The 23,590-nt window shown below is 70.4% G+C and carries 23 protein-coding genes, 1 tRNA gene and 2 pseudogenes; 6 read left to right on the top strand and 20 right to left on the bottom strand.

Annotation, left to right across the window (positions count from 1 at the left end; translation table 11 throughout):
- Nucleotides 1–165: 165 nt before the first annotated feature.
- On the bottom strand, nt 166–1,521 hold the full coding sequence (locus QSU92_RS01905) for an RNA 5'-3' helicase PhoH2 (protein ID WP_422880405.1): 1,356 nt from the start codon (nt 1,519–1,521) through the stop codon (nt 166–168).
- A 213-nt stretch (nt 1,522–1,734) separates the two neighbouring features.
- Complete coding sequence (locus tag QSU92_RS01910; protein ID WP_289264509.1) at nt 1,735–2,514, bottom strand: isoprenyl transferase; 780 nt, start codon at nt 2,512–2,514, stop codon at nt 1,735–1,737.
- Between the two features lie 91 nt (nt 2,515–2,605).
- Between QSU92_RS01910 and trhA the strand changes: the two genes are divergently transcribed.
- On the top strand, nt 2,606–3,340 hold the full coding sequence (trhA, locus tag QSU92_RS01915; RefSeq protein ID WP_422880406.1) for a PAQR family membrane homeostasis protein TrhA: 735 nt from the start codon (nt 2,606–2,608) through the stop codon (nt 3,338–3,340).
- A 5-nt stretch (nt 3,341–3,345) separates the two neighbouring features.
- Here trhA and QSU92_RS01920 read toward each other — a convergent pair whose 3' ends face one another.
- Nucleotides 3,346–3,585, bottom strand: coding sequence for a hypothetical protein (locus tag QSU92_RS01920; protein ID WP_289264510.1), 240 nt, complete (start codon nt 3,583–3,585; stop codon nt 3,346–3,348).
- A gap of 66 nt (nt 3,586–3,651) precedes the next feature.
- On the opposite strand from QSU92_RS01920, the gene QSU92_RS01925 reads away from it, so the two are divergent.
- Both QSU92_RS01925 and greA read left to right on the top strand, forming a co-directional pair.
- Nucleotides 3,652–4,044, top strand: a complete 393-nt coding sequence (locus QSU92_RS01925; RefSeq protein WP_289264511.1) for a DUF4307 domain-containing protein — start codon at nt 3,652–3,654, stop codon at nt 4,042–4,044.
- 81 nt (nt 4,045–4,125) lie between these two features.
- Entirely contained in the window at nt 4,126–4,617 is a 492-nt protein-coding gene (gene greA, locus QSU92_RS01930) for a transcription elongation factor GreA (RefSeq protein WP_289264512.1), read from the top strand.
- 18 nt (nt 4,618–4,635) lie between these two features.
- On the opposite strand, the gene ilvA is transcribed toward greA, so the two are convergent.
- Together ilvA and QSU92_RS01940 are read right to left on the bottom strand one after the other, a co-directional pair.
- Complete coding sequence (ilvA, locus tag QSU92_RS01935) at nt 4,636–5,886, bottom strand: threonine ammonia-lyase (protein ID WP_289264513.1); 1,251 nt, start codon at nt 5,884–5,886, stop codon at nt 4,636–4,638.
- Nucleotides 5,883–7,070, bottom strand: coding sequence for an AI-2E family transporter (locus tag QSU92_RS01940; RefSeq protein ID WP_289264514.1), 1,188 nt, complete (start codon nt 7,068–7,070; stop codon nt 5,883–5,885). The genes ilvA and QSU92_RS01940 overlap by 4 nt, the downstream gene beginning before the upstream one ends.
- A 184-nt stretch (nt 7,071–7,254) precedes the next feature.
- Between QSU92_RS01940 and QSU92_RS01945 the strand changes: the two are divergent.
- Nucleotides 7,255–8,384, top strand: a pseudogene (locus tag QSU92_RS01945) (DNA glycosylase AlkZ-like family protein).
- A gap of 14 nt (nt 8,385–8,398) precedes the next feature.
- A complete protein-coding gene (locus QSU92_RS01950; protein ID WP_289264515.1) occupies nt 8,399–9,301 on the top strand; it encodes a hypothetical protein in 903 nt (300 codons plus the stop codon).
- On the opposite strand, the gene QSU92_RS17535 is transcribed toward QSU92_RS01950, so the two are convergent.
- From QSU92_RS17535 to QSU92_RS02010, 13 genes and pseudogenes are all read right to left on the bottom strand, one after another.
- Nucleotides 9,298–9,567, bottom strand: a complete 270-nt coding sequence (locus QSU92_RS17535) for a DNA glycosylase AlkZ-like family protein (RefSeq protein WP_422880407.1) — start codon at nt 9,565–9,567, stop codon at nt 9,298–9,300. The genes QSU92_RS01950 and QSU92_RS17535 overlap by 4 nt on opposite strands.
- Nucleotides 9,568–9,630: 63 nt before the next feature.
- Complete coding sequence (locus QSU92_RS17540; RefSeq protein WP_422880408.1) at nt 9,631–10,122, bottom strand: DNA glycosylase AlkZ-like family protein; 492 nt, start codon at nt 10,120–10,122, stop codon at nt 9,631–9,633.
- 128 nt (nt 10,123–10,250) lie between these two features.
- On the bottom strand, nt 10,251–10,820 hold the full coding sequence (locus QSU92_RS01960; RefSeq protein ID WP_289264516.1) for a LemA family protein: 570 nt from the start codon (nt 10,818–10,820) through the stop codon (nt 10,251–10,253).
- 84 nt (nt 10,821–10,904) lie between these two features.
- Complete coding sequence (locus QSU92_RS01965) at nt 10,905–12,212, bottom strand: D-arabinono-1,4-lactone oxidase (protein ID WP_289264517.1); 1,308 nt, start codon at nt 12,210–12,212, stop codon at nt 10,905–10,907.
- Nucleotides 12,209–13,450, bottom strand: coding sequence for an alanine racemase (locus QSU92_RS01970; RefSeq protein WP_289264518.1), 1,242 nt, complete (start codon nt 13,448–13,450; stop codon nt 12,209–12,211). The genes QSU92_RS01965 and QSU92_RS01970 overlap by 4 nt, the downstream gene beginning before the upstream one ends.
- A gap of 23 nt (nt 13,451–13,473) precedes the next feature.
- Nucleotides 13,474–13,546, bottom strand: a tRNA-Leu gene (locus QSU92_RS01975).
- 29 nt (nt 13,547–13,575) lie between these two features.
- Nucleotides 13,576–15,000, bottom strand: a complete 1,425-nt coding sequence (locus QSU92_RS01980; protein ID WP_289264519.1) for an NAD(P)/FAD-dependent oxidoreductase — start codon at nt 14,998–15,000, stop codon at nt 13,576–13,578.
- A gap of 21 nt (nt 15,001–15,021) precedes the next feature.
- A complete protein-coding gene (locus QSU92_RS01985) occupies nt 15,022–16,305 on the bottom strand; it encodes a S8 family serine peptidase (protein ID WP_289264520.1) in 1,284 nt (427 codons plus the stop codon).
- Nucleotides 16,302–16,817: a DUF501 domain-containing protein gene (locus QSU92_RS01990; protein ID WP_289264521.1), complete on the bottom strand. Its 516-nt coding sequence runs from the start codon at nt 16,815–16,817 to the stop codon at nt 16,302–16,304. The genes QSU92_RS01985 and QSU92_RS01990 overlap by 4 nt, the downstream gene beginning before the upstream one ends.
- Before the next feature lie 9 nt (nt 16,818–16,826).
- Nucleotides 16,827–17,336: a septum formation initiator family protein gene (locus tag QSU92_RS01995; RefSeq protein ID WP_289264522.1), complete on the bottom strand. Its 510-nt coding sequence runs from the start codon at nt 17,334–17,336 to the stop codon at nt 16,827–16,829.
- A 31-nt stretch (nt 17,337–17,367) separates the two neighbouring features.
- A pseudogene (gene eno, locus QSU92_RS02000) lies at nt 17,368–18,649 on the bottom strand (phosphopyruvate hydratase).
- Between the two features lie 88 nt (nt 18,650–18,737).
- Nucleotides 18,738–19,406 carry an O-methyltransferase gene (locus QSU92_RS02005; protein ID WP_289264523.1) on the bottom strand — a complete coding sequence of 223 codons (669 nt, stop codon included), beginning with the start codon at nt 19,404–19,406 and terminating at the stop codon, nt 18,738–18,740.
- A gap of 32 nt (nt 19,407–19,438) precedes the next feature.
- Nucleotides 19,439–20,242, bottom strand: a complete 804-nt coding sequence (locus QSU92_RS02010; protein WP_289264524.1) for an SGNH/GDSL hydrolase family protein — start codon at nt 20,240–20,242, stop codon at nt 19,439–19,441.
- A gap of 82 nt (nt 20,243–20,324) precedes the next feature.
- Between QSU92_RS02010 and QSU92_RS02015 the strand changes: the two genes are divergently transcribed.
- Entirely contained in the window at nt 20,325–21,587 is a 1,263-nt protein-coding gene (locus QSU92_RS02015; protein WP_289264525.1) for an APC family permease, read from the top strand.
- Here QSU92_RS02015 and hisS read toward each other — a convergent pair whose 3' ends face one another.
- Together hisS and QSU92_RS02025 are read right to left on the bottom strand one after the other, a co-directional pair.
- On the bottom strand, nt 21,588–22,868 hold the full coding sequence (gene hisS / locus QSU92_RS02020; protein ID WP_289265789.1) for a histidine--tRNA ligase: 1,281 nt from the start codon (nt 22,866–22,868) through the stop codon (nt 21,588–21,590). It abuts the gene before it with no gap.
- A gap of 31 nt (nt 22,869–22,899) precedes the next feature.
- Complete coding sequence (locus tag QSU92_RS02025; protein WP_289264526.1) at nt 22,900–23,586, bottom strand: MazG nucleotide pyrophosphohydrolase domain-containing protein; 687 nt, start codon at nt 23,584–23,586, stop codon at nt 22,900–22,902.
- Nucleotides 23,587–23,590 lie beyond the last annotated feature (4 nt).

A 23,590-nucleotide genomic window follows, 5' to 3' on the forward strand; every position in this document is an offset into this window, starting at 1 on the left:
CCCGGCGTCGGGGGAACACCGGGGGCTAGATCCGGGTTGGGGGCCCGGTCACCGGCCGCATTGCGTCTGGGGGATTCGCGGCCGTGTCCCCATGGTGGCAGACCGGCCCCCCTCACCGGCACTGCGCCAGATGAGACTCTTCTCACGTTCGAGCGGAATGGCCGCTCACGCCAGTTCGCCTACCTCCAGGAGATCCGTCACCAGCGCGGCGATGGCAGAGCGCTCGGAACGGGTGAGCGTGACGTGCCCGAAGAGGTCGTGACCCTTCAGCGTCTCGATCACCGAGGCGATCCCGTCGTGGCGTCCGACGCGGAGATTGTCGCGTTGCCCGACATCGTGGGTGAGGACCACGCGCGAGTGCTGGCCGATCCGACTGAGCACCGTCAGCAGTACGTTCCGCTCGAGGGATTGCGCCTCGTCGACGATCACGAAGGCGTCGTGAAGGGAACGACCGCGGATGTGGGTGAGCGGGAGCACCTCCAGGATGCCGCGCTCGATCACCTCCTCGATGACATTCGACGACACCACCGAGCCGAGCGTGTCGAACACCGCCTGACCCCAGGGGTTCATCTTCTCCGCCTGGTCGCCGGGGAGGTACCCCAGCTCCTGGCCGCCGACGGCGAACAGCGGGCGGAAGACGATGATCCGCTTCTGCTGCTGACGCTCCAGAACCGCCTCGAGTCCCGCACAGAGCGCGAGCGCGGACTTCCCCGTTCCCGCTCGCCCTCCCAGCGACACGATGCCCACCTCGGGATCCAGCAGCAGGTCGATCGCGATCCGCTGCTCGGCCGATCGCCCGTGCAGGCCGAAGGCGTCGCGGTCGCCGCGCACGAGCCGGAAGGCTCCGTCGCCGGTGACACGACCCAGTGCGGAGCCGCGCTCGGAGTGGATGATGAGCCCGGTGTTGACCGGCAGCCCGTGGACGGCGTCGGCGGTGGCGACCTCGCTCTCGTACAGGTCGCTCACTTCGTCGCCGGACAGGTCGATGTCGGCGATGCCGGTCCAGCCGGAATCCACGGCCTGCTCGGCGAGGTACTCCTCGGCAATGATCCCGAGGGAAGCAGCCTTCACGCGCATCGGGAGGTCCTTGGAGACGACGGTGACATCCTGGCCGTCCTGCGCCAGATGCATCGCGACGGCGAGAATCCGGGTGTCGTTGTCGCCCAGGCGCATACCGGAGGGCAGAACGGTCGGATCGGTGTTGTTCAACTCCACCCGCAGTGTACCGCCCGCTCCCACCGGAACGGGGAAGTCGAGGCGCCCGTGCTCGATGCGCAGCTCGTCGAGGTGACGCAGCGCCTGCCGGGCGAAGTAGCCGATCTCGGGATCGTGGCGCTTCTTCTCCAGCTCCGTGATCACCACCACCGGGATGACGATGCTGTGCTCGGCGAACCGGAAGAACGCGCGCGGATCACTCAGCAGAACCGACGTGTCCAGGACGTACGTGCGCAGATCCTGCGACAGCGCGTCCTCGTCGATGTACTGCTCGCGGCGCTGGTCGTGCGGTGCTCGTGTGGTCACAACCCACTCCTGCCCCGGGCGTGTCACCCGGCAGTCTCGAGTCGACCGTGGGTCACGAGTCGCGATCCGAGAGGCCGACCCGACCGGGCACCTTGCCCGGTGAGATGACGGTACGACTGTTCCGGGGTCCGCGGGTCGCAGACACGCTGTCGGCCGGTTACGAGCAGATGAAGTTCTGCGAACGCGCGGGCGATGACCCGACCACAGTTGCGCTCAGCGCCCGAAGCGACGGTCTCGGCGGGCGTAGTCGCGCACGGCGCGCAGGAAGTCGACTTCGCGGAGGTCGGGCCCCAGGGCCTCGACGAAGTAGAACTCACTGTGCGCGCTCTGCCACAGCAGGAAGTCGCTCAGTCGCTGCTCGCCCGAGGTGCGGATCACCAGGTCGGGATCGGGTTGGCCGCCGGTGTAGAGGTGTTCGCCGATCTGCTCGGGGGTGAGGCTCGCCGCCAGCTCTTCCAGCGACCCGCCCTCGCGATCGTGTGTGGCGATGATGGAGCGCACGGCGTCGACGATCTCGCTGCGCCCGCCGTAGCCGACCGCCAGGTTCACATGCAGCCCGCTGTGGCCGCGCGTGCGCTCCTCGGCCAGGCCCAGGACATCGGCGAGCTCGGACGGGAGCAGATCGGCGCGCCCCACGTGCTGCACCCGCCAGTCGCGCTCGTGGGAGAGCTCATGGGCGAGCTCGGCGATGATCTCCAGGAGATCTGTGAGCTCGCGCGAATCGCGCCGGCGGAGATTGTCGGTGGAGAGGAGGTAGAGCGACACGACCTTGACACCGATGTCGTCGCACCAGCGCAGGAACTCCCGCATCTTCGCGGCTCCGGCGCGGTGGCCGTGCGCTGCGGAGTCGTAGCCGAGCTGCCTCGCCCACCGGCGGTTGCCGTCGATCATCATCGCGATGTGATGAGGCACGACATCGGACGTGAGGCTCCGACGCAGCCGGGAGATGTACAGCCGGTAGAGCGGACCCCGCCCCTCGTCCGTCGCACTCACACATCTACGCTACTCCCGACATCGCGCCGTCCGTGCCCACGGCCTCCTCACGTGCATCCGGCGGCATGCGCAGCGCCGTACCCTTGGGAGGATGACCCCCAGCCCGGACACCGACCTCTCCCCCGACGGACCGGACATGCCGCAGCTGCCACTGCTGGACGCCGCCGCGGTCGACGCCAACACCGAGGTCAAGCCGACCTGGCGCGGCTGGATCCACGCCGGAACCTTCCCGGTGGCGATCGCCGCCGGCATCCTCCTCATCGTCCTCGCCGACGGCGCGGCGGCCAAGTGGTCCTCGGCCGTCTTCACGGCCACCTCGCTGCTGCTGTTCGGCAACTCCGCGCTCTACCACCGCTTCGATTGGTCACCGCGCACGAAGGTGGTCCTCAAGCGCATCGATCACGCCAACATCCTCCTGCTCATCGCCGGCACCTACACCCCCATCGCGGTCCTCGCCCTGCCGACGGACAAGGCGGTCCTGCTGCTTTCCCTCGTGTGGGGCGGGGCGATCCTCGGCATCCTGTTCCGCGTGTTCTGGATCCACGCTCCGCGGTGGCTGTACGTCGCCCTCTACCTGGTGCTCGGGTGGGCTGCGGTGATGTACTTCTTCGATCTGTTCGCCGCCAACGCGGCGATGATGATCCTCGTGGCGGTGGGCGGTCTGCTGTACACCGCGGGAGCGGTCGTCTACGCGCTCAAGCGTCCCAATCCGTGGCCAGGACACTTCGGGTTCCACGAGATCTTCCACGTCTGCACGGTGCTGGCGTTCCTCTGCCACTGGACCGCCTGCCTGCTCATCGCGTTGGCGCCGGCCTACCACGCCTGAGGCGATCAGGACCGGCCGTCGCCGTCGCGCATCTGCTCCTCGGCATCGAGCTGCTCGTTGATCTCGCCGCGGATCCGCGCGCGGCGGATGCGCCGCATCATGTCCCACACCAGGAACACCACCGCGAGCGCGATGAACGCGATCACCGCGAAACCCACCGGTCCGGGCGTGACGAGGTCGGGGTCGACCGTCGGAACCGGTGAGGGGGTGGCGGCCGCGACGAGCGTCACGAGAGCGTGCTGCATGATGTCCTCTCGGGGCGTGGGAGCGCTTAGCCTGGAATCACCAGCCTAGACGCCCCGAAGAAGGCCATGACGACTCACCAGATCCTCGACGAACGCTACGGCCGCACCCGTTCCCGCGCGCCGCGCTGGCTGATCGCCGCGGGCGTCGCCGTCGCTGGTGCGGTGGTCATCGGAGCCGGCTGGATGACCGTGGCCGGCGCTCTGGACGACGTCGACGTCCGCACCACCGGATTCCAGCTCGTGGACGACGCCTCGGTCCGCATCGACTTCCAGGTCACGGCGCCCGGGGGCCGGGCCGTCGCGTGCGCCTTGGAGGCGCAGGATGCCGACCACGGTGTGGTCGGCTGGAAGGTGATCACGCTGAGCGAGACCGACGGAACGCCGCGCGCGTTCCAGGAGACCATTCCCACGGTGGCCGAGGCGACGACCGGTTTGGTCAACTCCTGCTGGGTGACGTAATCTGTCGGGACAACTCAGAGGGACGCCCTGGCCAGCGCCGGGGCGTCTTTGCATACCAGCTGACGACCGAAGGAGACGAACGTGACTGGCGAAGCCCCGGTGACCTTCCTGACCCAGGACGCCTACGACCGTCTCGCCGCCGAGCTCGAGCACCTCTCGACCACCGGCCGCGAAGAGATCGCCAAGCGCATCGAAGCCGCGCGCGAAGAGGGTGACCTCAAGGAGAACGGCGGCTACCACGCGGCCAAGGATGAGCAGGGCAAACAGGAGGCCCGCATCCGCACGCTCCAGCAGCTGCTCAAGGACGCCAAGGTCGGCGACGCGCCCCAGAGCACGGGCGTGGTCGAATCCGGAACCGTCGTGACGGCGGTCATCGCCGGTGGCGAAGAGGTCTTCCTCCTCGGCAACCGCGAGATCGCCGCGGGCTCCGAGCTCGACGTCTACAGTGAGGCCTCCCCTCTCGGCGCGGCCATCCTGGGCCTGAAAGAGGGCGAGAAGACCACCTACACCGCACCCAACGGTCGCGAGATCGCGGTGGAGATCGTCAAGGTCGAGACGTACTCGGGGCAGTGACCCCTCCGCCGCCCGGCCCTAGTCGACGGCGATCGTGGGGGTGAAGCCGGCGTCGGTGAGCATCTGCATCACGTGCACGCGGTGATCCTCCCCCCGCGTCTCCACGCTCAGCTGCAGGATCACCTCGCTGATCTGCAGTCCCTGGCCGTGTCGCGTGTGCAGCACCTCGATGACGTTCGCCCCCGCCTGGGCGAGGACCTCGGACACCCGTGCCAGCTGCCCCGGGCGGTCGGGGAGCGGGATGCGCAGGGTCATGTAGCGGTCCGACGCGGCCAGGCCGTGGGCGACGACGCGCTGGAGCAGCAGCGGATCGATGTTTCCCCCGGAGAGGATGGCGATCGTCGGTCCGTCGGATCGGATCTTCCCCGCCAGGATCGCGGCGACACCGGCCGCACCCCCCGGCTCGACGACCTGCTTGGCCCGTTCGAGCAGGACGAGGATGGCGCGCGCGATGTCGTCGTCGGTCACGGTGACGATCTCGTCCACAAGATCACGGATCATCGCGAACGGGACATCGCCGGGGCGCGCCACGGCGATCCCGTCGGCGATCGTCGGACGGGAGGACGCGATGACCGGATGCCCTGCGGCCAGCGACGGCGGGTAGCCCGCCGCGTTCTCGGCCTGCACCCCGATGATACGGATGCGACGCCCTTCGGCGGCCGCGCGGGCCTTCATGGCGGCGGCGACGCCGGCGATGAGTCCACCGCCGCCGACGCAGACCACCACGGTCTGGACGTCGGGGAGATCGTGGTGCAGCTCGAGCCCCAGCGTCCCCTGACCGAGGATGATGTCGCGGTGGTCGAACGGGTGGATGAGGACCGCGCCGGTCCGCTCCGCGAACTCCGCAGCCAGGCGCAGCGGCGTCTCCACCGTCTCCCCCTCGAGGATGACCTCCGCACCGTACCCCCGGGTGGCCAGGAGCTTGGGCACCGGAACGCCCAGCGGCATGAAGATGGTGGCGGGGATTCCGAGCTTCTGAGCGGCCAGGGCCACGCCCTGCGCGTGGTTGCCCGCTGAAGCCGCCACGACGCCCCGGGCCCGCTCCTGCGCGGTCAGCCGCGACAGGCGGTAGGTCGCGCCGCGGATCTTGAACGACCCCGTGCGCTGCAGGTTCTCCAGCTTCAGGTAGGTGGGGACACCCAGGACGTCCGTGAGGTGCTGCGACTCCTCCAGCGGGGTGTGCGCGGCCACTCCGCGCAACGCAGCGGCGGCATCCTCGAATTCAGCGAGAGTCGGGATGCCGGAGGACGCGATCGTCGGGATGCTCACGCGGGGGTTCTCCTTCGACGGGGGACGGTACTCCAGATCAGGTCTTCCGGCGGCGGTCGCCCACCCGTCTCCCATCCGCGGGAGCCGAGATAGAGCACTACCACGTTGACGAAGGCGGCCAGCGGAACGGCGAACAGTGCTCCGGGGATGCCGGCGATCATCGCCCCGCCGGCGACGACGAGCACGACGGCGAGGGGATGGACTTTGACGGCCGCACCCATGAGCAGCGGCTGCAGCACGTGCCCTTCCAGCTGCTGCACGCCGAGAACGACGAGCAGCATCCACAGGGCGATGAGCGGACCGTTGTAGACCAGGGCGACGAACACCGCCACCGCTCCGGTCAGGACCGCACCGACGATCGGCACGAAGGCACCGAGGAAGACCAGGACCGCGATGGGAACGGCCAGGGGCACACCCAGCAGCAGCGCGCCCAGGCCGATGCCGACCGCGTCGATGGTCGCCACCAGCAGCTGCGTGCGGGCATAGTTCACCAGTGTCACCCAGCCCGCACGGGCGGCCCCGTCCACCGGAACGCGCGCAGCCTTGGGCAGGAGGCGGGTGCTCCAGCGCCAGATCCCGCCGCCGTCGGCGAGGAGGGTGAGGAGGATGAACAGGGCCAGAAGCGCCCCCGTCACGACATGGCCCAGGGTCGTCCCGATCGCGAGGGCACCCGACCACAGCAGCGAGGCCTGCTCCTGCACCAGGGCGCCGATCTGATCGAGCAGATCGTCGATCTGCTGGGCGGACAGGTGGAGCGGACCGTCGATGAGGTACTGCCGGAACGAAGCCACGGCGTCGACGGTCCGGGCCTGGACGCGGCCGAACTCGCGCGTGATCTGCCAGACCACGACCCACAGGAGTCCGGATACCACGGCGAGCGTCGTGATCACCGCGATCACGATCGCGAGCCATCGCGGCACGCGGTGGCGCAGCATCCAGCTGAAGAAGGGCCAGAGCAGGGCGGTGATGAGGATCGCGATGAGCAGCGGCACGACCAGCAGCTTCAACTGGATGACGAGCCAGATGACGACGCCCGCGGCGGCGGCGATGACGAGGAGACGCCAGGAATACGCCGCGGCCAGCCGGAGGCCGCGCGGGAGGGATCCCGACAGTTCGGTCGAGACCACGCGCGTCCGGTCGCGCAGGGCGCTCCACAGCGACTCGCGCTCGTCCGATCCGGCCATTCGGCAAGTCTAGAACCGCTCTCCGCGTCGGATGTCGGCGCCCGGGTCTAGTGTTGCGGCCGTGACGCCCCGACAGCAGCTCAGCGCCGCCGAAGCACGTCGCGTCGCGGTGGCCGCGCAGGGTCTTCACCGCGCGCGCCCTGCCCGTGTCGGCACCCGCCAACTGAATGACGCGCTGCGGCGGATGTCGGTACTGCAGATCGATTCCGTCAACGTCTTCGCCCGTTCGCACTATCTCCCCCTGTTCTCCCGGCTCGGTCCGTATGACACGACCGACCTCGACCGGCTGCTCTTCAGCCGCCGTCCGCGCTACGTCGAATACTGGGCGCACGTCGCCGCCTTCGTCGACGCCGCCGACCGCCCGCTGTTCGCGTTCCGGATGGCGGAGCTCCGGCGAAAGTACGAGGGCGACCCCGACGGATGGGTCTCGCGGCATCGAGACGTCATGGACTGGGTCCGCGGCGAGCTCGCCGCCCGCGGTCCGCTGCGCCCGGCCGAGATCGAGCGCGACGTGCGTCGCTCTCCGCGCGGCGGGTGGTGGGAGTGGGACGTCGTCAAAGAGGCGTTGGAGTTCCTGTGGCTCTTCGGCGAGGTCGCGATCGCCGGGCGACGCGGCTTCGAACGACGCTACGGCCTCGCCGTCGACGTCCTGGGCCCGGGCTGGCCGGTCGGGAGGTCCCGAGGCCCGAGGCCATCCGCGAGCTGGTTCGACGCGCCGCGCGGGCGTACGGCGTGGCGACCGCCGCCGACCTCGCCGACTACTGGCGCATCAGAGACCGTGGCGCGATCCTCGCCGCGGTCGCCGACCTCGTGGAGGACGGCGAGCTCATCCCGGTCACCGTCGTGGGGTGGACGACGGGTGGCCGCCCGGCGCCGGCATGGCTGCACCGTGACGCCGCGGTGCCGCGACGGGTGGAAACGGCAGCGCTCCTCACCCCGTTCGACCCGATGGTCTGGTTCCGCGACCGCGCGGAGCGGCTGTTCGACTTCACCTACCGCATCGAGATCTACACCCCCGCGGCTCGGCGACGGTTCGGCTACTACTCCCTTCCGGTGCTCGTCGACGATGCGGTCGTCGCTCGGGTGGATCTGAAGGCCGACCGTTCGACGCAGACGCTGCAGGTGCAGTCCGCATGGTGGGAGCGCGAGCACACATCGTCCGTCGTGGAACGCGTCGCGGAGCAGGTGCGTCACGCGGCGACCTGGCAGGGGCTGGAGCGCATCTCGGTGTCGCGCTGGGGCGACGCAGTGGACCACCTGGCCGCGGCCCTGCCCCACGCCTCCCGGCATACCGCCGGCCCCACGGCCGGATGACCTAGCGTTGAGGGATGACCCGTCCGCGACGCGCCCGCACGGCAGCGGCCATCGTCGTAGCGGCGGTCGTCGTCGCGGGCGTGGTCGGTGTCCTCATGTGGACGGGATCCCAACAGGAGTCCCCCGAGGCGGTGGCACGGGCATGGCTGCGCGCGATCGCCGAGGGTGACGACGACGCGGCCCGTGCGGCGATGACCGCTCCGGCGGAAGCGCTCGACGTCGGAGACGCTGCGGAAAGGCCGTCGGAGCCGACGGTGCGTGAGGTCCGCATCAACGGCGACACGGCCGAGGCCGACGTCTCCTTCGCCCTGGCGGGCGACGTGCACGAAGCCAGCGTCACCCTCGCGCAGACCCCGGACGGGTGGCTGATCGGAGCGGATGGCCTCGGCGACGTGGAGATCAGCACCAGCCTGGGAGACAGCGTCACGATCGGGGAGACCGTGATCCCCGCCGGCGGGATCCGGCTCCTCCCCGGAATCTACGACGTCGCCGCCGCCCCTCGGAACTACCTCGACGGAGCGGCGTCGGTCTCCGTCGTCCCGGGCGGGATGCAGGCGGTCGCGATCGATGCGGCATTCAACGACGCAGCTCTCGGCGCCGTCCGCGAGGCGCTCACCGACCATTTGGACGCGTGCACCCAGCCGTCGGCCGCCGTGCCGGACAGCTGCGGCCTGCGCGTGCCGTGGCCGGCGGACATCGCCGTCCTCGAGCGGATCGCGTACCGCATCGAGCGTCGGCCCGACGTTCAGCTGACCGATGACGGCGGGTTCGCCGCCACGGGAGGCGTCGTGGTGGCCACGGCGACCGGCACCGGCCGTGACGGCTCCCCCGCTGCGGTGACCTACCGCGACGACGCCTGGGCCGTTCGAGGAACGATCGCCGTCACCGGAGAGCAGATCCGACTCGACGTGCTCTAGGGTCGCGACACCTCGACCCCCAGCCAGCGCGCCAGGTCCTCGATCTCGGCATCTACCGCATCGGCGACCGAGGCGGTGAACGGCTCGTCCTCATGCACGGCGTTGACGCGAAGCGTCGCGGCACGACGCTCCAGTATCGCGTCGAGCTTTCCGATCAGCCGATCGCCGTGGAGGATCGGCAGGGCGAAGTATCCCCACCGCCGGGACGCCGCAGGCTTGTACATCTCCAGGACGTAGTCGAACCCGAAGAGCTCGCGCAGCCGCACACGGTCGAAAACGAGGCGGTCGTGCGGCGAGAGAAGCGCCGTGCGCGGGTGAAGGGGCTCGTCCTAGAGGAGCGCTCGGTCCACGCGCCAGCGACCGTCCACGCCCTCGACGAGCACGTCGACTCCGACGTCTCCGACGTCCACCGGCTCCCCCGGCTGCGCCACGCCCTTCCGTCTGGCGATGCCCAGCGCCGACAGGCGACGCTCGGCCCTCCCGCGTGCCGCCTCGTCGGCGGTCGCCGATGCCACCGCCGGATAGACGCGCTCGGCCAGGTCGAACCATCTGCCCTTCGCATCACGGTGATCGACGGCCACCTCTCCGCACTCGGTGAGGATCTCCAGCATCTGCAGGACGTTCCGATCGTTCGTCCACCCCGTCGAACGCCAGGACTGAACGGAGGTGTCCTCGATGTCGACGGGACGCAGCGGTCCGTCATCCCGAAGTCGACCCAGGATGTCGCGGCGGAAGGGATCGTTGGTCGACAGCCAGTCGCGGACGGCGGCCGACTGCGGGCCACCGCGCATCAGCGGAAGGAACAGCGGCAGGTCGCTCATCGGGCGGAAGAAACCGCGCCACTCGAAGATCTGCCGGTCCTCGCGGAAGAGGCGGCGGAAGCGGCCGGCTCATAGCGCACGCACCGCGATGCGTGCCGCCTCAGCGCGCGAGATCGTGGGAACCGAGGTCAAAACTGAACGCGCGGAGGCTCCGAGATCGCCGCACCGTCGACGACCTCGAAGAACTCACGTTCGTCGAAGCCGAGATTGCGGGCGAATAGGTTGTTGGGGAACACCTTGATCTTGGTGTTCAGCTCCCGTACCCCGCCGTTGTAGAAGCGACGGGACGCCTGGATCTTGTCTTCGGTGTCGACGATCGACTGCTGCAGCTGCAGGAAGTTCTGGCTGGCCTGCAGCTGCGGGTACGCCTCGGCGACCGCGAAGATCGACCGCAGCGCCTGCTGCATGTGGCCCTCCGCGACACCCGCCTCCGCGGGCCCCCCCGCAGAGAGCGTCTCGGCGCGCGCGCGGGTCACGTTCTCGAACACCGCCTTCTCGTGCGCGGCGTAGCCCTTCACCGCCTCGATGAGATTGGGGAGCAGGTCGGCCCGTCGCTTCAGCTGGACGGTGATGTCGCTCCATGCCTCATCGACACGCACGTTCAGCTGCACCAGCGAGTTGTAGGTCGCCCACAGGTAGATGCCCGCGATGACGACCAGTGCGACGACGATCAGGACGGGGATGAGCCATTCCCACATACCGGGGTCTCCGTTCCAGGTCAGTGCTGACAATCCTAACGGTCCGCCGATGCGCGCCCCAGGCTGTGCGGCGACCTCACAGGCCTAGAGCCCGAGCACGCGGTCCAGATACTCATTGCGGAACAGGCCGTCGGGATCGAGTGCGCGGCGCACCGAGAGGAAGTCGTCGAATCGGGGATAGCGGTCGCGGAGGACGTCGGCACCGAGCGAATGGAGCTTGCCCCAGTGCGGACGTGCGTCGTACGCGAGCATGATCTGCTCGACGGCGGTGAAGTACGCCGTCGGGTCCTCCCGGAAGTAGCGGTGGACGGCGATGTAGCCCGTCGGTCTGTCGTACGCGGTCGACAGCCAGCGATCGTCGCCGGCGGCGAAGCGCACTTCGAGGGGGAAGGAGATCCGCCACCCCTCGGCTGCGATGAGGGCGCGCACCTCGGCGAATGCCGACGCCACGTTCTCGGCGGGAAGGGCGTACTCCATCTCGCGGAAGCGGACCCCGCGCCGCTGCGTGAAGACGCGGTGCGACCGGTCGAGATAGGTGCGGTCGCCGGTGACGCGCGTGGCGAGGCGCGAGAAGGCCGGGACGGCCGGCGGGAGCGCCCTTCCGACGGCGCACATGCCCCGGTACACGCCGTTCGCCAGCACCGTCTCGTCGATGAACCTCCCCACCCGTGGCAACGGACGGCGAGGGGTCGTCTCCGCGAGCCTCCGGTTGGTCTTGGTCAGGGCCACGTCGGTGTGGGGGAACCAGTAGAACTCGAAGTGGTCCGCCGTCCGAGCTCGATCCAGCAGTCCCGCGACGACCTCGTCGAGCGGCTCGCGACGTTCGACGGCTTCGAGGTGGAAGGCGGGAACGCACTGCAGCGTCACATCGACGAGCACCCCGAGGGCGCCGAGTCCGAGGGAGACCGCGGCGAGCAGAGGATCATCCTCTGCAATCCGCCGGGTCTCGCCGGTGCCGGTGACGATGGTGACGCCGACGACCTGGGTGGCCAACCCCCCGAAGGCGAGGCCCGTGCCGTGGGTGCCGGTGGCGATGGCCCCGGCGATGGTCTGCCGATCGATGTCACCGAGATTCTGCATGGCCAGACCGTGACGAGCAAGAAGGCGCGGAACCTGGTGCAGAGGCGTGCCCGCTCCCAACGTCACCCGCATGGTCTCGGAGTCGATCGCGACGACCCCCGACAGCGCGGACAGGTCCAGCAGCACGTCGGGTGCGACGGCGATGCCCGAGAAGCTGTGCCCGGAGCCGACCGGCTTGATCCGCAGCCTCCGCCGGGCAGCCGCGCCGACCGCGCGCTCGACCGCCTCGGGAGTGGCCGGGAACTCGGCGCGCACCGGCTTGGCCTGGACCGTGCGCCCCCAATTGCGCCAGACGGCGCCCGGGCGGGTCACAGGAACGCCTTTCCCTCGCCGCGGTATGTCGGAATACCGGCCACGATCCCTCCGTCCGACACGAGCTCGAACCTCTCCACCCGCTCGGCCAGTTCTCCGCTCTTGGCGTGACGGAACCATACTCTGTCGCCGATCGCCAGATGCGCGGCGGCCGGGCCGCGAAGCGGGGTCTGGACCTCACCCGCGCCCTCGCGAGGGAGAAGACGCAGGCCCGCGGGCCAGACAGGGCGCGGCAGCCGCGATTGCGCGGCAGGACCCGAGGCGACCCATCCTCCCCCGAGGACCGTCGCAACGTCCGGCGCGGGCATCCGCACGATGTCGAGCGCGAAAGCCGCCGCCGGGGCCGGGTCGAAGGAGCGGTAGCCGTCGAAGAGGTGGCCGGCGAGCAGGCCGCTCCCGGCCGTCAGTTCTGTCACCGCGAGGTCAGCAGCGGTCCGCTCCAGCGAGCCGGTGCCCCCGCCGTTGACGAAGTCGAGGTGTGCGAGTTCGCCGACGCGCCGGACGACCTCGCCCCGGCGCTCGCGCAGTTCTTCCGCAGACCGGCGCTGCATCCAGCGGATGACGGCGTCACCGGCACCGGTCGCATCCGGCTGGCCGGCGATCTGAGCCTCGTACATCATCAGCCCGACCAGTCGGAAGCCCGGCCGCTCGACGATGACGCGCGCCAGGCTCACCGCGTCCTGGGCCGTGTGAAGCGGCGAGCGGTGCACGCCGACATGACCGAGGCCCGGGGTCCGCCACGACGCGTCCACGTCCACAGCGACCCGCAGCTCGGTGCGAGCGGTCGCCGGCACGACCGCATCGATGAGATCGAGCTGCCCGGGGTCGTCGACCATCAGGGTGATCCGCCGCGCGGCTTCCTCGTCTGCGGCAAGGCGGGCAAGACTCCGCCTGTCGATCGTGGGATAGCCCAGCACGATGTCATCGTGGTCCGAGCTCAGCCACAGGGCTTCGGCGAGCGTGAAGGCCAGGATGCCGCGATACCCGGGGAGCCGCAGGACAGCGTCGAGCACCTCCCGTACGCGGATGGACTTGCTCGCCACCCGGATGGGCACGCCTCCGGCGCGCACCATCATGTCGAGGGCGTTGAACGCCAGCGCCCCACGGTCGATCGCGGCGACCGGCGCCGGCAGGTGGGCGGTGGCCGCCGACATCTCGGCCCAGTACCGCGCCGGCGCCCGCCAGAGCTCGCCGGATGACTTCGCGGTGGCATCCTGCGCCAGGAGATCGATCGTCACTGGCTCATCCTCGCCCAGATGCGTGCCCCCGGTGGGACTCGAACCCACACTGAAGCGATTTTAAGTCGCCTGCCTCTGCCATTGGGCTACGGGGGCGCCGTCCTGCGACACCCGTCACCTTAGCGTCAGCGTCCCGCGGCGACCTTCGACTTCTCGGGAGCGTCGGCGTCCGCACCGGCGTCGCGGGGCGTCTGCGGCGGCGTCACCGCGGGCTGAGCAGGTCGCGGGCGCGCCGCGAACTCCTCGAACGCCGCACGCGGCGTCTGCACCGCTTCGAGGTTCGCCATGTCGCGACCGAGGACCACATTGCCCAGCCATCCGGCGATCACGCGCAGCTTGCGCTCCCAGGTCGGCATGGCCAGGCCGTGGTAGCCACGGTGTGCGAGCCAGGCGAGGAATCCCTTGATCGCGATGTTCCCCGACTGGAAAGCCCCGTTGTACAGACCCAGACCGGCGACGGCACCGAGGTTCTTGTGGAGGTAGTCGACCGGGTCCTCGCCGCGCAACACAGCAGTGATGTTCTTCGCCAGGAGCTTCCCCTGGCGGACGGCGTGCTGAGCGTTCGGCACGCAGTAGCCGCCGACTCCACCGCCGGACAGATCCGGGACCGCCGCGACGTCGCCCGCTGCCCAGGCACCTTCGACGATCTCGTCCTCTGTGCCCACGCGGAGGTCGGCGCGCGTGCGGATGCGACCGCGCTCCTCGACCGGGAGATCGCCGCCGCGCACGACCGTCGGGTTTGCCATGACCCCGGCCGTCCAGATGATGAGATCGGCGGGGATCACCTCTCCGGTGGACAGTTCGACGTCACCGTCGACCGCGCTCGTGACCTGGGTGTCGAGATGGACGAAGGCGCCGCGCTTGGCCAGGTCCTTCAGCACCCATTCGCTGGTCTTCAGCGAGACCTCGGGCATGATGCGCCCCATCGCCTCGATGAGGTGGAAGTGCGTCTCGTCGAACGTGAGCTCGGGGTACTTCGCCACCAGCGACGAGGCGAACGAACGCAGTTCGGCGAAGACCTCGATGCCGGCGAAGCCGCCGCCGACCACGACGACGGTCAGCAGCCGCTCACGCTCGGGACCGGGCGGGAGCGCGGCGGCCCTGTCGAAGTTGGTCAGGAGCCGGTCGCGGATCGCGACGGCCTCCTCGATGGTCTTCAGCCCGATCGCGGTGTCGGCGATGCCGGGAATGGGGAAGGTCCGCGAGACCGCGCCGGCGGTGACGACGATCTGGTCGTACTCCTGCTGGTACGGCTCCCCCGCGATCGGGGCGAGGGTAGCCGTCTTGTGGGCGTGATCGATGCCGGTGACCTTCGCGGCCACGATCCGGGTCCGCTTCAAGTGCCGTCGGAGTGACACCACCGAGTGCCGGGCCTCGATCGAACCGGCCGCCACCTCGGGCAGGAACGGCTGATAGGTCATGTAGGCGAGAGGATCGACGATCGTCACCTCGGCCTCGCCGCGGCGCAGACGCTTCTCCAGCTTCCACGCCGTGTAGAAGCCTGCGTATCCGCCACCGACAATGAGGATCCTGTGCGCGGTGTGGGTCACGATGTGGAGTACTCCCCTAGATCAACGGCTCGGCGTGCGGGACGCCAATCGGACGCGTCGGACAGCAGCGGTGACGCCGAGCGCCACCAGTATAGCCCCGACGGTCAGCGCCCCGAGCGGCAGGGTGCCGTACAGGAGGGTCTGCTCCGACGGAAGGAACGGCGATCCGGCAGGTCCCGCAGCTTCGGCCGGAGGCAGCGGCGGCACCTCCACCGCGCTCGGCGTGGGCTGCGGATCCGGAGCACTCTCGGCTCGACGGTAGAGCCTCACCCACTCGCGGAGGTCGCCGAGCGGATTCTGCGCCACGTCGGGCACCGTCGCGCTCAGCGCCGCGGCGGCGTCGATGAGGCCGTACCCGTAGAGAGGATCGGGGACGGACACCCCCGGAACCTCCCGTGCGGTGGAGATGATGCGATTGATGACATTCGCCGCATCGAGGTCGGGATAGGCCGACCGTACGAGGGCGGCGACGCCCGCCACGATGGGCGCCGCCCCGCTCGTCCCGTTCCAGGACACGACCCGACCGTCGGCGGAGATGCCGAGGAGGTTCTCGCTCGGCGCGGCCACGCCGATGGTGATCCCCTGGGTGGACGCCTCGACGCTGGCCCGACCGTCGGGGTCGACCCCGCCGACGGCCAGAACCCCGGGGATGGTGGCGGGCGCTCCTACGCGGGTCGTCCCCGTGCCCCGGTTGCCGGCGGCCACGACCACCACCACGTCGTTGTCGAAGGCGTAGAGGAACGCGTCGTCCCAGCTGCGGTCCCAGTCGGGGGTGTTCGTCGTGAGGGAGAGGTTGATGATGTCGGCTCCGTTGTCGACCGACCAGCGCACCGCCTCGGAGATCTGCTCGGCGAACGGCACGGGCGAGGAGTTGCCCACCCCGATCGAGACCGACAGCAGTTCCGCCGCCGGCGCCACGCCGATCATGCCGGTGTCGGCGCCGGTCCCGCGCGCCGCAGCCAGCGAGGCCACCCAGCTGCCGTGATTGCCGTCGACCGCACCCACCGGCAGCCGGCCGTCGGGCGCGCCGATGTCGGACACATCCGTGCCGCCGACCACCGCACCGGCGAACTCGACCGGTCCGCGCCCGATGCCGGTGTCGATGATGGCGATGCGGGCACCCTCGCCACGGGTCGTGCGCCACGCATCCCGGATGCCGTAATCGTCGAGCCAGTACTCCGCGGCCCGCACCGGATCAGCGGCGGCGTCGGGCGACGGCGTGGTCGCTGCGGCAGGGGTCACCAGTCCCCCGACCAGCCCCGCGACGAGCACCGCGATCACTCCTGCGCGGCCGCGGCGCGTCATCCGCTCTCCTCCGGCGGACACGCGCACACCCCCGGCGACCAGGACGCCCGTTCCAGGGCGGCATCCCCCACCGGATTCACTCCGGGCCCTGCCGCCAGTGCGTGTGCCGCCAGCGCATGCAGACACTTCACCCGCGTGGGCATGCCACCGGCGGAGATCCCGGCGATCTCGGCGACCTCACCGAACTGCGCGCGATCGGCGAGGTACTGCTCATGGGCGTGCCGGTAGGCCGCGGGCCCCTCGGGATCGGCCTGGAGCTCGGCGAGCAGCTCGGGCATCACCTGTCCGGCCTCCAGCGCCGACATGGCGGCGGTCGCAGCGGGATGTGTGAGGTAGTAGAACGTCGGGAAGGGCGTCCCGTCGGGGAGCCTCGGCGCGGTGGCGACGACCGTGGGGTTGCCGCAGACGCACCGCGCGGCCACGCCCAGCACACCGCGCGCCGGGCGTCCCAGCTGACGCTGGATCACGGCCAGATCGGTGTCGCTCACGGGCGGATACGGCGGCCTCGTCACCTCGACAGGTTACCCGGGGTCGGTGACGGTGGTGGCGAGGCCGGCCTCGGCGACCGAGCGCAGAAGCTGCGACATCCAGTCGGTGCGGGTGCGTTCGACCTCCTCGCTCACCGCACCCTGCTCCTGCGGGACGTCCTCGGGCGGCAGGTCGTTGTCGACCAGGTACACCACCTCGCCGGGCCTGACGTAGTACAGGCGCTCGCGGGCCTCGGTCGTGATGTAGGCCGGATCGCTCCAGCGCTCGCGCTCGGATTCGAGTTCCTCGATCTGCTCCCGCGTCAGTTCCACGGACTGCTCCAGAGCGGCGATCTGCTGACGCTGATCGAGGTAGGTCCCGACCGTCGGCACGAGGACGAAGGCGGCGAGCACCACCAGACCCAGCATGATCACCATGAACCCGGAGAGTCGGATGCCGCCGAGCCAGCCGCGCACGTCGACCCGGCCGTCCGCGGGGCGACGCCCCGGCCGCCGTCGTCTGGCTGCGGAAGACGACGAGGGGGGAGCCGATCGTGCGGTCACGGCTCCCCCTTCATCGACGATCGGTCGCGCGTCAGCCCCGGTAGCGGGGGAAGGCGGAGCGGCCGGCGAATTCCGCGGCGTCGCCCAGCTCCTCCTCGATGCGCAGAAGCTGATTGTATTTCGCGACGCGCTCGCTGCGAGCGGGCGCGCCGGTCTTGATCTGACCGGCGTTCACAGCCACCGCGAGGTCGGCGATGGTGGTGTCCTCCGTCTCGCCCGAGCGGTGCGAGAGCATCGAGGCGTAGCCCGACCGGGTGGCCAGCGAGATCGCGTCGAGCGTCTCGGACAGGGTGCCGATCTGGTTGACCTTCACCAGGAGCGCGTTCGCGACCCCGCGGGAGATGCCGTCGGCGAGGCGGGTGGGGTTGGTGACGAACAGGTCGTCGCCGACAAGCTGCACCGTCGATCCGATCGCGTCGGTCAGGGTCTTCCATCCGTCCCAGTCATCCTCGGCCAGGGCGTCCTCGATGGTGACGATCGGGTAGTTGGCCACGAGGTCGGTGAAGTACGAGACGAGCTCGTCGACGCTCCACGCCTTGCCCTCGACGGTGTACACGCCGTCCGAGTAGAACTCGGTCGCCGCCACATCCAGGCCCACGGCGATGTCGGCGCCGGGGGTGAAGCCGGCCTTCTCGATGGCGCGGATGAGGAAGTCCAGGCCCTCGCGGTTGCTCGGCAGATCGGGGGCGAAGCCGCCCTCGTCGCCGAGGCCCGTGGCGAACCCGGCGCTCTTGAGCCTCGCCCTTCAGCACGTGGTAGACCTCCGTGCCCCAGCGCAGCGACTCGGCGTAGGTGTCCGCGCCGATGGGTGCGAGGAAGAACTCCTGGAAGTCGATGCCGTTGTCGGCGTGCTCGCCACCGTTGATGACGTTGAAGAGCGGCACCGGCAGAAGGTGTGCGTTGGGACCGCCGAGGTAGCGGAACAGCGGCAGGTCGGCGCTGTCGGCCGCGGCCTTGGCCACGGCGAGGCTGACGCCGAGGATGGCGTTGGCGCCCGTGCGGGACTTGTTCTCGGTGCCGTCGGTCTCGATGAGGATCTCGTCGATGATGCGCTGCTCGCTGGCGTCGACACCCTCGATCGCCGGGCCGAGCTCGTCGATGACGGCGGCGACGGCCTTGAGCACACCCTTTCCGCCGTATCGGCTCTTGTCGCCGTCGCGCAGCTCGTACGCCTCGAACGCTCCGGTGGACGCGCCCGAAGGCACGGCCGCGCGCTGCACGATGCCGTCATCGAGCAGCACCTCCACCTCGACGGTCGGGTTGCCGCGCGAATCCAGGATCTCGCGCGCGCCTACAGCCTCGATTGATGCCACGGGGTGTCTCCTTGCTCGTGGAGGGCGTCCTGCGCCCGATGGAACGGTGGAGCGTCGTCGGTCCGCCCCCGAGTCTAGTGATCCGGCTTCACACCACCATGGCCAGCGCCACGCCGTCCCATCCCTTCGCGTCGAGGGTCTGGAAAGCGGTGGCGTCGAAGCGTGGGTCGCGCGCGAGCATCTCCAGGCCCCGGCGCACACCGTGCACCTGCAGGCTCTCGCTGGCGGGGTTGGCCACCTCCCCCGAGCGCACGACGTTGTCGACGATCACGACCGTGCCGGGCCTTCCGAGCCGGGCCGCCCAGTCGAGGTAGACGGTGTTGGACTCCTTGTCGGCGTCGATGAAGACGAGGTCGAAGGGCGCTTCGCCGACGAGGGTGGGGAGCACGTCGGCCGCGCGACCCTCCGCGATGCGCACCCGCTCGGAAACCCCGGCCCGGGCGAGGTTGGTGCGTGCCACGGCCGCGTTCTGCGGCTCGGCCTCCACCGTCACGACCCGGCCGCCCTCGGGGAGCGCCCGCGCCATCCAGATCGCCGAGTAGCCGGCGAGGGTCCCGATCTCCAGGACGCGGCGGGCGCCGGTGACTCGGACCATGAGGTGGAGGAACTTCCCGGTCAGCGGCGCCACCTCGATCGCGGGGAGCCCGGCGGCCCGCTGGTCGAGCACCGCCTCGTGAAGGGCGGCGTCTTCGCCGACGAGGGTGTCGCTGAGATAGCGGTCGACGCGGGTCCACGCGTCCGGGGTGGGCAGGCTCACTCCCCCAGCCAACAAGCGCCGGGGCCCGCGCGTCAAGAGCGGGCTCGCCATTCCGCCACGAGCGCGGGCACGAGCGCCTCCGCGGTGCGGCGATAGCCCAGTGCGCTCGGGTGGAACCTGTCTGCGCTGAACATCGCCTCGGGATCGCGGGCGAAGGCGTGTCCGACCGCGGCTCTCAGCGAGACCGGTCGCGCGTCGAGCGCGCGTGCCACGCGCGCCTGTCCCGCAGCGAGCCGTCGCGAAAGTCGGGACGCGAGGGCGCGCAGCGGCTGCGGCACGGGTCGAAGGGCACCGAGGTCGGGGCAGGTCCCCACCACCACACGTGCGCCACGGGCTCGGAGTTCTCGCACGGCGTCGGCGAGGTGCCCCAGTGAGATCTCCATCGGCACGCGGTGCGTGACATCGTTTCCGCCGACGATGATGACCGCGAGATCCGGCCGCAGGTCAGACGGCAGCCGCGCGATCTGGGAGGGGAGAGCGGATGACTCCGACCCGACGACCGCAACAGATCGAAGTCGCACCGGGCGCAGGAGCGCGGTGCCCAGTCCCTTGGCGACCCGCGCACCCAACGTCTGCTTCGGGCGCTGCGCACCCAGACCCGCGGCGATGGAGTCGCCGAGGACCACCAGATCGATCGGGTCACCGTGCAGCCGACGCCGCCATACCCGGTCGGTGTCCCAGGCGTCCTCCCCGAGGGGCTTGCCGATCCGGCGCCTCGCGATGCCCGCCTGCCGCCGGATGGTGCGGGGCAGCTCCACGGTCACAGCGACGGTGAGCACGACGGCGACGGCGAGCGCGACGCCGCCGATACGTGCCGCTGTCGCCGAGGATCTCATGAGGTCATTGCACGGGCGTTCGGTGAACGAAGGGGAACGGCCGGGTGACCACCCGGCCACCCGGGCTTAGTAGGGTTCGGTCGTGTCCTCCCCCTCCCTCGCCCGACGACTCGGCCTCGGGGACGCCGTGTTCATCGGGCTCGGTGCGATGCTCGGCGCCGGTGTCTTCTCCGCCTTCTCGCCTGCGGCCCAGGCTGCCGGCGCGGGCCTGCTCATCGGGCTGGTGCTGGCGGCCGTCGTGGCGTATGCCAATGCGACCTCCTCCGCCCAGCTCGCCGCGGTGTATCCGACCTCGGGCGGCACCTACGTCTACGGGCGCGCGGAGCTGAACGACTGGTGGGGGTTCCTCGCCGGCTGGGGTTTCATCATCGGCAAGACCGCCAGCTGCGCGGCGATGGCCCTCACCTTCGCCGCCTACGTCGCCCCCGCCGGATGGGAACGGCCCCTCGCCGTCGCCGCGGTGGTCGCCCTCGGCGCGGTGAACTGGTTCGGCATCACCCGGACGGCGCAGCTCACCCGCATCATCGTCACCGTCGTGCTGCTGTGCCTCGCGGTGGCGGTGGTCGCCGCCGGGGCGGGAGCGGCGGCGGCTCCGACCGCGGCCACCGTCACCGCGCCGGAGCTGTTCGTCGGCGGCCCCTACGGCATCCTCCAGTCGGCGGGTCTGCTGTTCTTCGCCTTCGCCGGCTACGCCCGCATCGCCACGATGGGCGAGGAGGTCCGCGACCCCGCGCGCGTGATCCCGCGCGCGATCTCCCTGGCCTTCGTGATCGTCGTGGCCGTCTATGCCGTCGTCGCCGTCGCGGTCCTCGCCGCACTCGGTCCGCAGGCCACCGCCGCGTCATCCGATCCCGTGGCGGCGGCGGCCGCGACCGCTGGCTGGACGTGGGTGGATCCGGTCGTGCGGATCGGCGCCGCGGCCGCCGCTCTCGGGGCTCTCCTCGCGCTCATCGCCGGGGTGGGGCGGACCACCCTCGCCATGGCGCGGGAGCGGGATCTGCCCGCCTTCCTCTCCGCGGTGCACCCCCGGTGGCACGTGCCGCACCGCGCCGAAGTGCTGATCGTCCTCGCCGTGGTGCTGCTGGTTGCGTTCACCGACCTGCGCGGCGCGATCGGCTTCTCCTCGTTCGGCGTGCTGACCTACTACCTCGTGTCGAACCTGGCCGCGCACCGCCAGACCGAAGCCGCGCGCCGTTACCCCCGCTGGCTGCAGCTGGTCGGGGTCGCGGGGTGCGTCATCCTCGCGCTGAGCCTCCCCTGGCAGAGCGTCGTCGGTGGCGCCGCGGTGCTCGCAATCGGGCTGGTCTTCCGGTTCGTGCGCCTGCGGGTCAGTCGCGGCGACTGATCATCCCAGAGGCTTGATCTCGAGCCTGTCGACGTCACGGTCGCCCGATGCCACCGTCGCGAAGGCGGTGAACCCGTCGGCGCGGGCACGCTCGAGGAGGGCCTTGAGGTTCTTCGTCCGCTGCTCGAGACGCACACGCCCGCCGCGATCGATGAGCGCAGACTTCAGGGTCAGCAGATCTCCGACCGACGCATCCCGGTCGTGAACCAGCACGAGGGCGTCGGCGGTGGTGTCGCCACCGGCGGGAACGAGGTCGACGAGCCGTTCGAATCCGAGCGAGAAGCCGACGGCGGGGACCTCCTGTCCGAGGAAGCGCCCGATCATCCCGTCGTAGCGGCCTCCGCCGCCCAGCGAGTACGACACCGCCGGGTGAGCGAGCTCGAAGATCGTGCCCGTGTAGTACCCCATCCCCCGCACGAGGAACGGATCGAACCGCAGCGGAACCTCACGACTGCCCGCGTCCACCCCACGTGCAGCCGCCACGGCCTCGCCGATGCCCACGAGGTGGGCCACGACGTCGCCCGGCATCCCGTCGGGGAGCGCCCCGCGGATCCCCGACGCGGTGAGGGGATGGTCGGAGCCGGCCCCGGACGCGGCCAGACGTGCGAGATGGGACGCCACAGCAGTCACCGCGGTCTCGTCGGCGCCGCGTTCACGCAGCTCGACCGTCACGCCCTCGGGGCCGATCTTGTCGAGCTTGTCGAGCGTGATCAGCACCCCGGCGCGCGCGTCGGCGGGAAACCCGAAGGCTGCGAGCATCGCGTCCAGCAGGCGACGATCATTGACACGGACTTCGCCGCCCTCCAGCCCCAGCGCATCGAGGGTGTCGAGGGTCGCCGTGACGAGTTCCGACTCGGCACGGGAGGTGGCGTCGCCGATGATGTCGATGTCGCACTGCAGGAACTGCCGGTAGCGGCCCTTCTGCGGACGCTCCGCGCGCCAGACCGGGGCGATCTGCACGGCGCGGAAGATGCCCGGCAGTTCGCCGCGGTGACTGGCGTAGAAGCGCGCGAGCGGCACGGTGAGGTCGTATCGCAGACCCAGATCGGTGAGGGATGCGGGGTCGTCGGCGGCCGCGCGGATGGCATCGGCGTCGAGCCCGCGCTTGAGCACGTTGTAGGCGAGCTTCTCGTTGTCCCCGCCGATACCGGCGTGGAGGCGGTCGTAGTCCTCCATCACCGGGGTTTCGATCTCGTCGAAGCCGTGCACTCGGTAGCGGTCGCGGATGGTGCGGAGCACACGCTCGCGGCGGGCCTTTTCGGCGGGGAGGAAATCGCGCATGCCGCGCGGCGGAGTGACGGTGGGCACCGGACTATCCTTCCAGGTCGTCCCCGCGCGACGCGTCGCGCTCCTCTCCCTCGGCGAAGCGGATCCGAGCGCCCAGGGTCCGCAGCGCGCCGCGGAGCGCCCGATCCGCGTCCCACCCCTGCTCCCGCGCACGCGCCGCCAACGCGAGGAGGGCGTCGCCGAGCTCCGCCTCCGTCGAAGGTTCCTGGGCGGCCGCCGGCACGACGGGCGCGGGCGTGAGACCGGGGACCCGAGCCGCCTTCCCCAGCATCTTCTGCGCGAGGGCGAGAGCCGGCATCCGCTCCGACACCCCGTCCAGCACGCTCGTCCGGGTGCTCTTCTCGGCCGCCTTCGCGGCGTTCCAGTGCACGAGCACCTCCTCCGGGGTCTCAGCGACGGCGCCCGCGAAGACGTGCGGGTGGCGACGTTCCATCTTCTCGGCGAGCGCGGCGGCGACGTCGTCGATGTCGAACGGATCGTCCGGATCCTCCGACGCGATCTCGGCGTGGAAGAGCACCTGCCAGAGGAGATCGCCGAGTTCCTCGCGCAGCTCCGGGCGCGACCCGACCTCGATGGCGTCGATCAGCTCGGCCGACTCCTCCACGAGGTAGGGCACGAGATCGTGGTGGGTGATCAGCCGTGACCAGGCGCACCGCACGCGCACGGCGTGCATCACCTCGGCCGCCCGGCGCAGCCCGTCATCCTCGCTCATGCGC

Source organism: Microbacterium sp. ET2, from assembly GCF_030347395.1.
In the GTDB taxonomy this organism is placed as follows: Bacteria; Actinomycetota; Actinomycetes; order Actinomycetales; family Microbacteriaceae; genus Microbacterium; species Microbacterium albipurpureum.

Bases quoted from the DNA above. Each gene is read 5' to 3' on its own strand.
- QSU92_RS02025 (WP_289264526.1), bottom strand. From the start codon at position 23,586: ATGAGCGAGGATGACGGGCTGCGCCGGGCGGCCGAGGTGATGCACGCC.
- QSU92_RS01940 (WP_289264514.1), bottom strand. From the start codon at position 7,070: ATGGCCGGATCGGACGAGCGCGAGTCGCTGTGGAGCGCCCTGCGCGAC.
- QSU92_RS01925 (WP_289264511.1), top strand. From the start codon at position 3,652: ATGACGACTCACCAGATCCTCGACGAACGCTACGGCCGCACCCGTTCC.
- QSU92_RS17540 (WP_422880408.1), bottom strand. From the start codon at position 10,122: ATGAGCGACCTGCCGCTGTTCCTTCCGCTGATGCGCGGTGGCCCGCAG.
- QSU92_RS01960 (WP_289264516.1), bottom strand. From the start codon at position 10,820: ATGTGGGAATGGCTCATCCCCGTCCTGATCGTCGTCGCACTGGTCGTC.
- trhA (WP_422880406.1), top strand. From the start codon at position 2,606: ATGACCCCCAGCCCGGACACCGACCTCTCCCCCGACGGACCGGACATG.
- QSU92_RS02010 (WP_289264524.1), bottom strand. From the start codon at position 20,242: ATGAGATCCTCGGCGACAGCGGCACGTATCGGCGGCGTCGCGCTCGCC.
- hisS (WP_289265789.1), bottom strand. From the start codon at position 22,868: ATGCGCGATTTCCTCCCCGCCGAAAAGGCCCGCCGCGAGCGTGTGCTC.
- QSU92_RS01985 (WP_289264520.1), bottom strand. From the start codon at position 16,305: ATGACGCGCCGCGGCCGCGCAGGAGTGATCGCGGTGCTCGTCGCGGGG.
- QSU92_RS01950 (WP_289264515.1), top strand. From the start codon at position 8,399: ATGACCCGTCCGCGACGCGCCCGCACGGCAGCGGCCATCGTCGTAGCG.
- QSU92_RS01920 (WP_289264510.1), bottom strand. From the start codon at position 3,585: ATGCAGCACGCTCTCGTGACGCTCGTCGCGGCCGCCACCCCCTCACCG.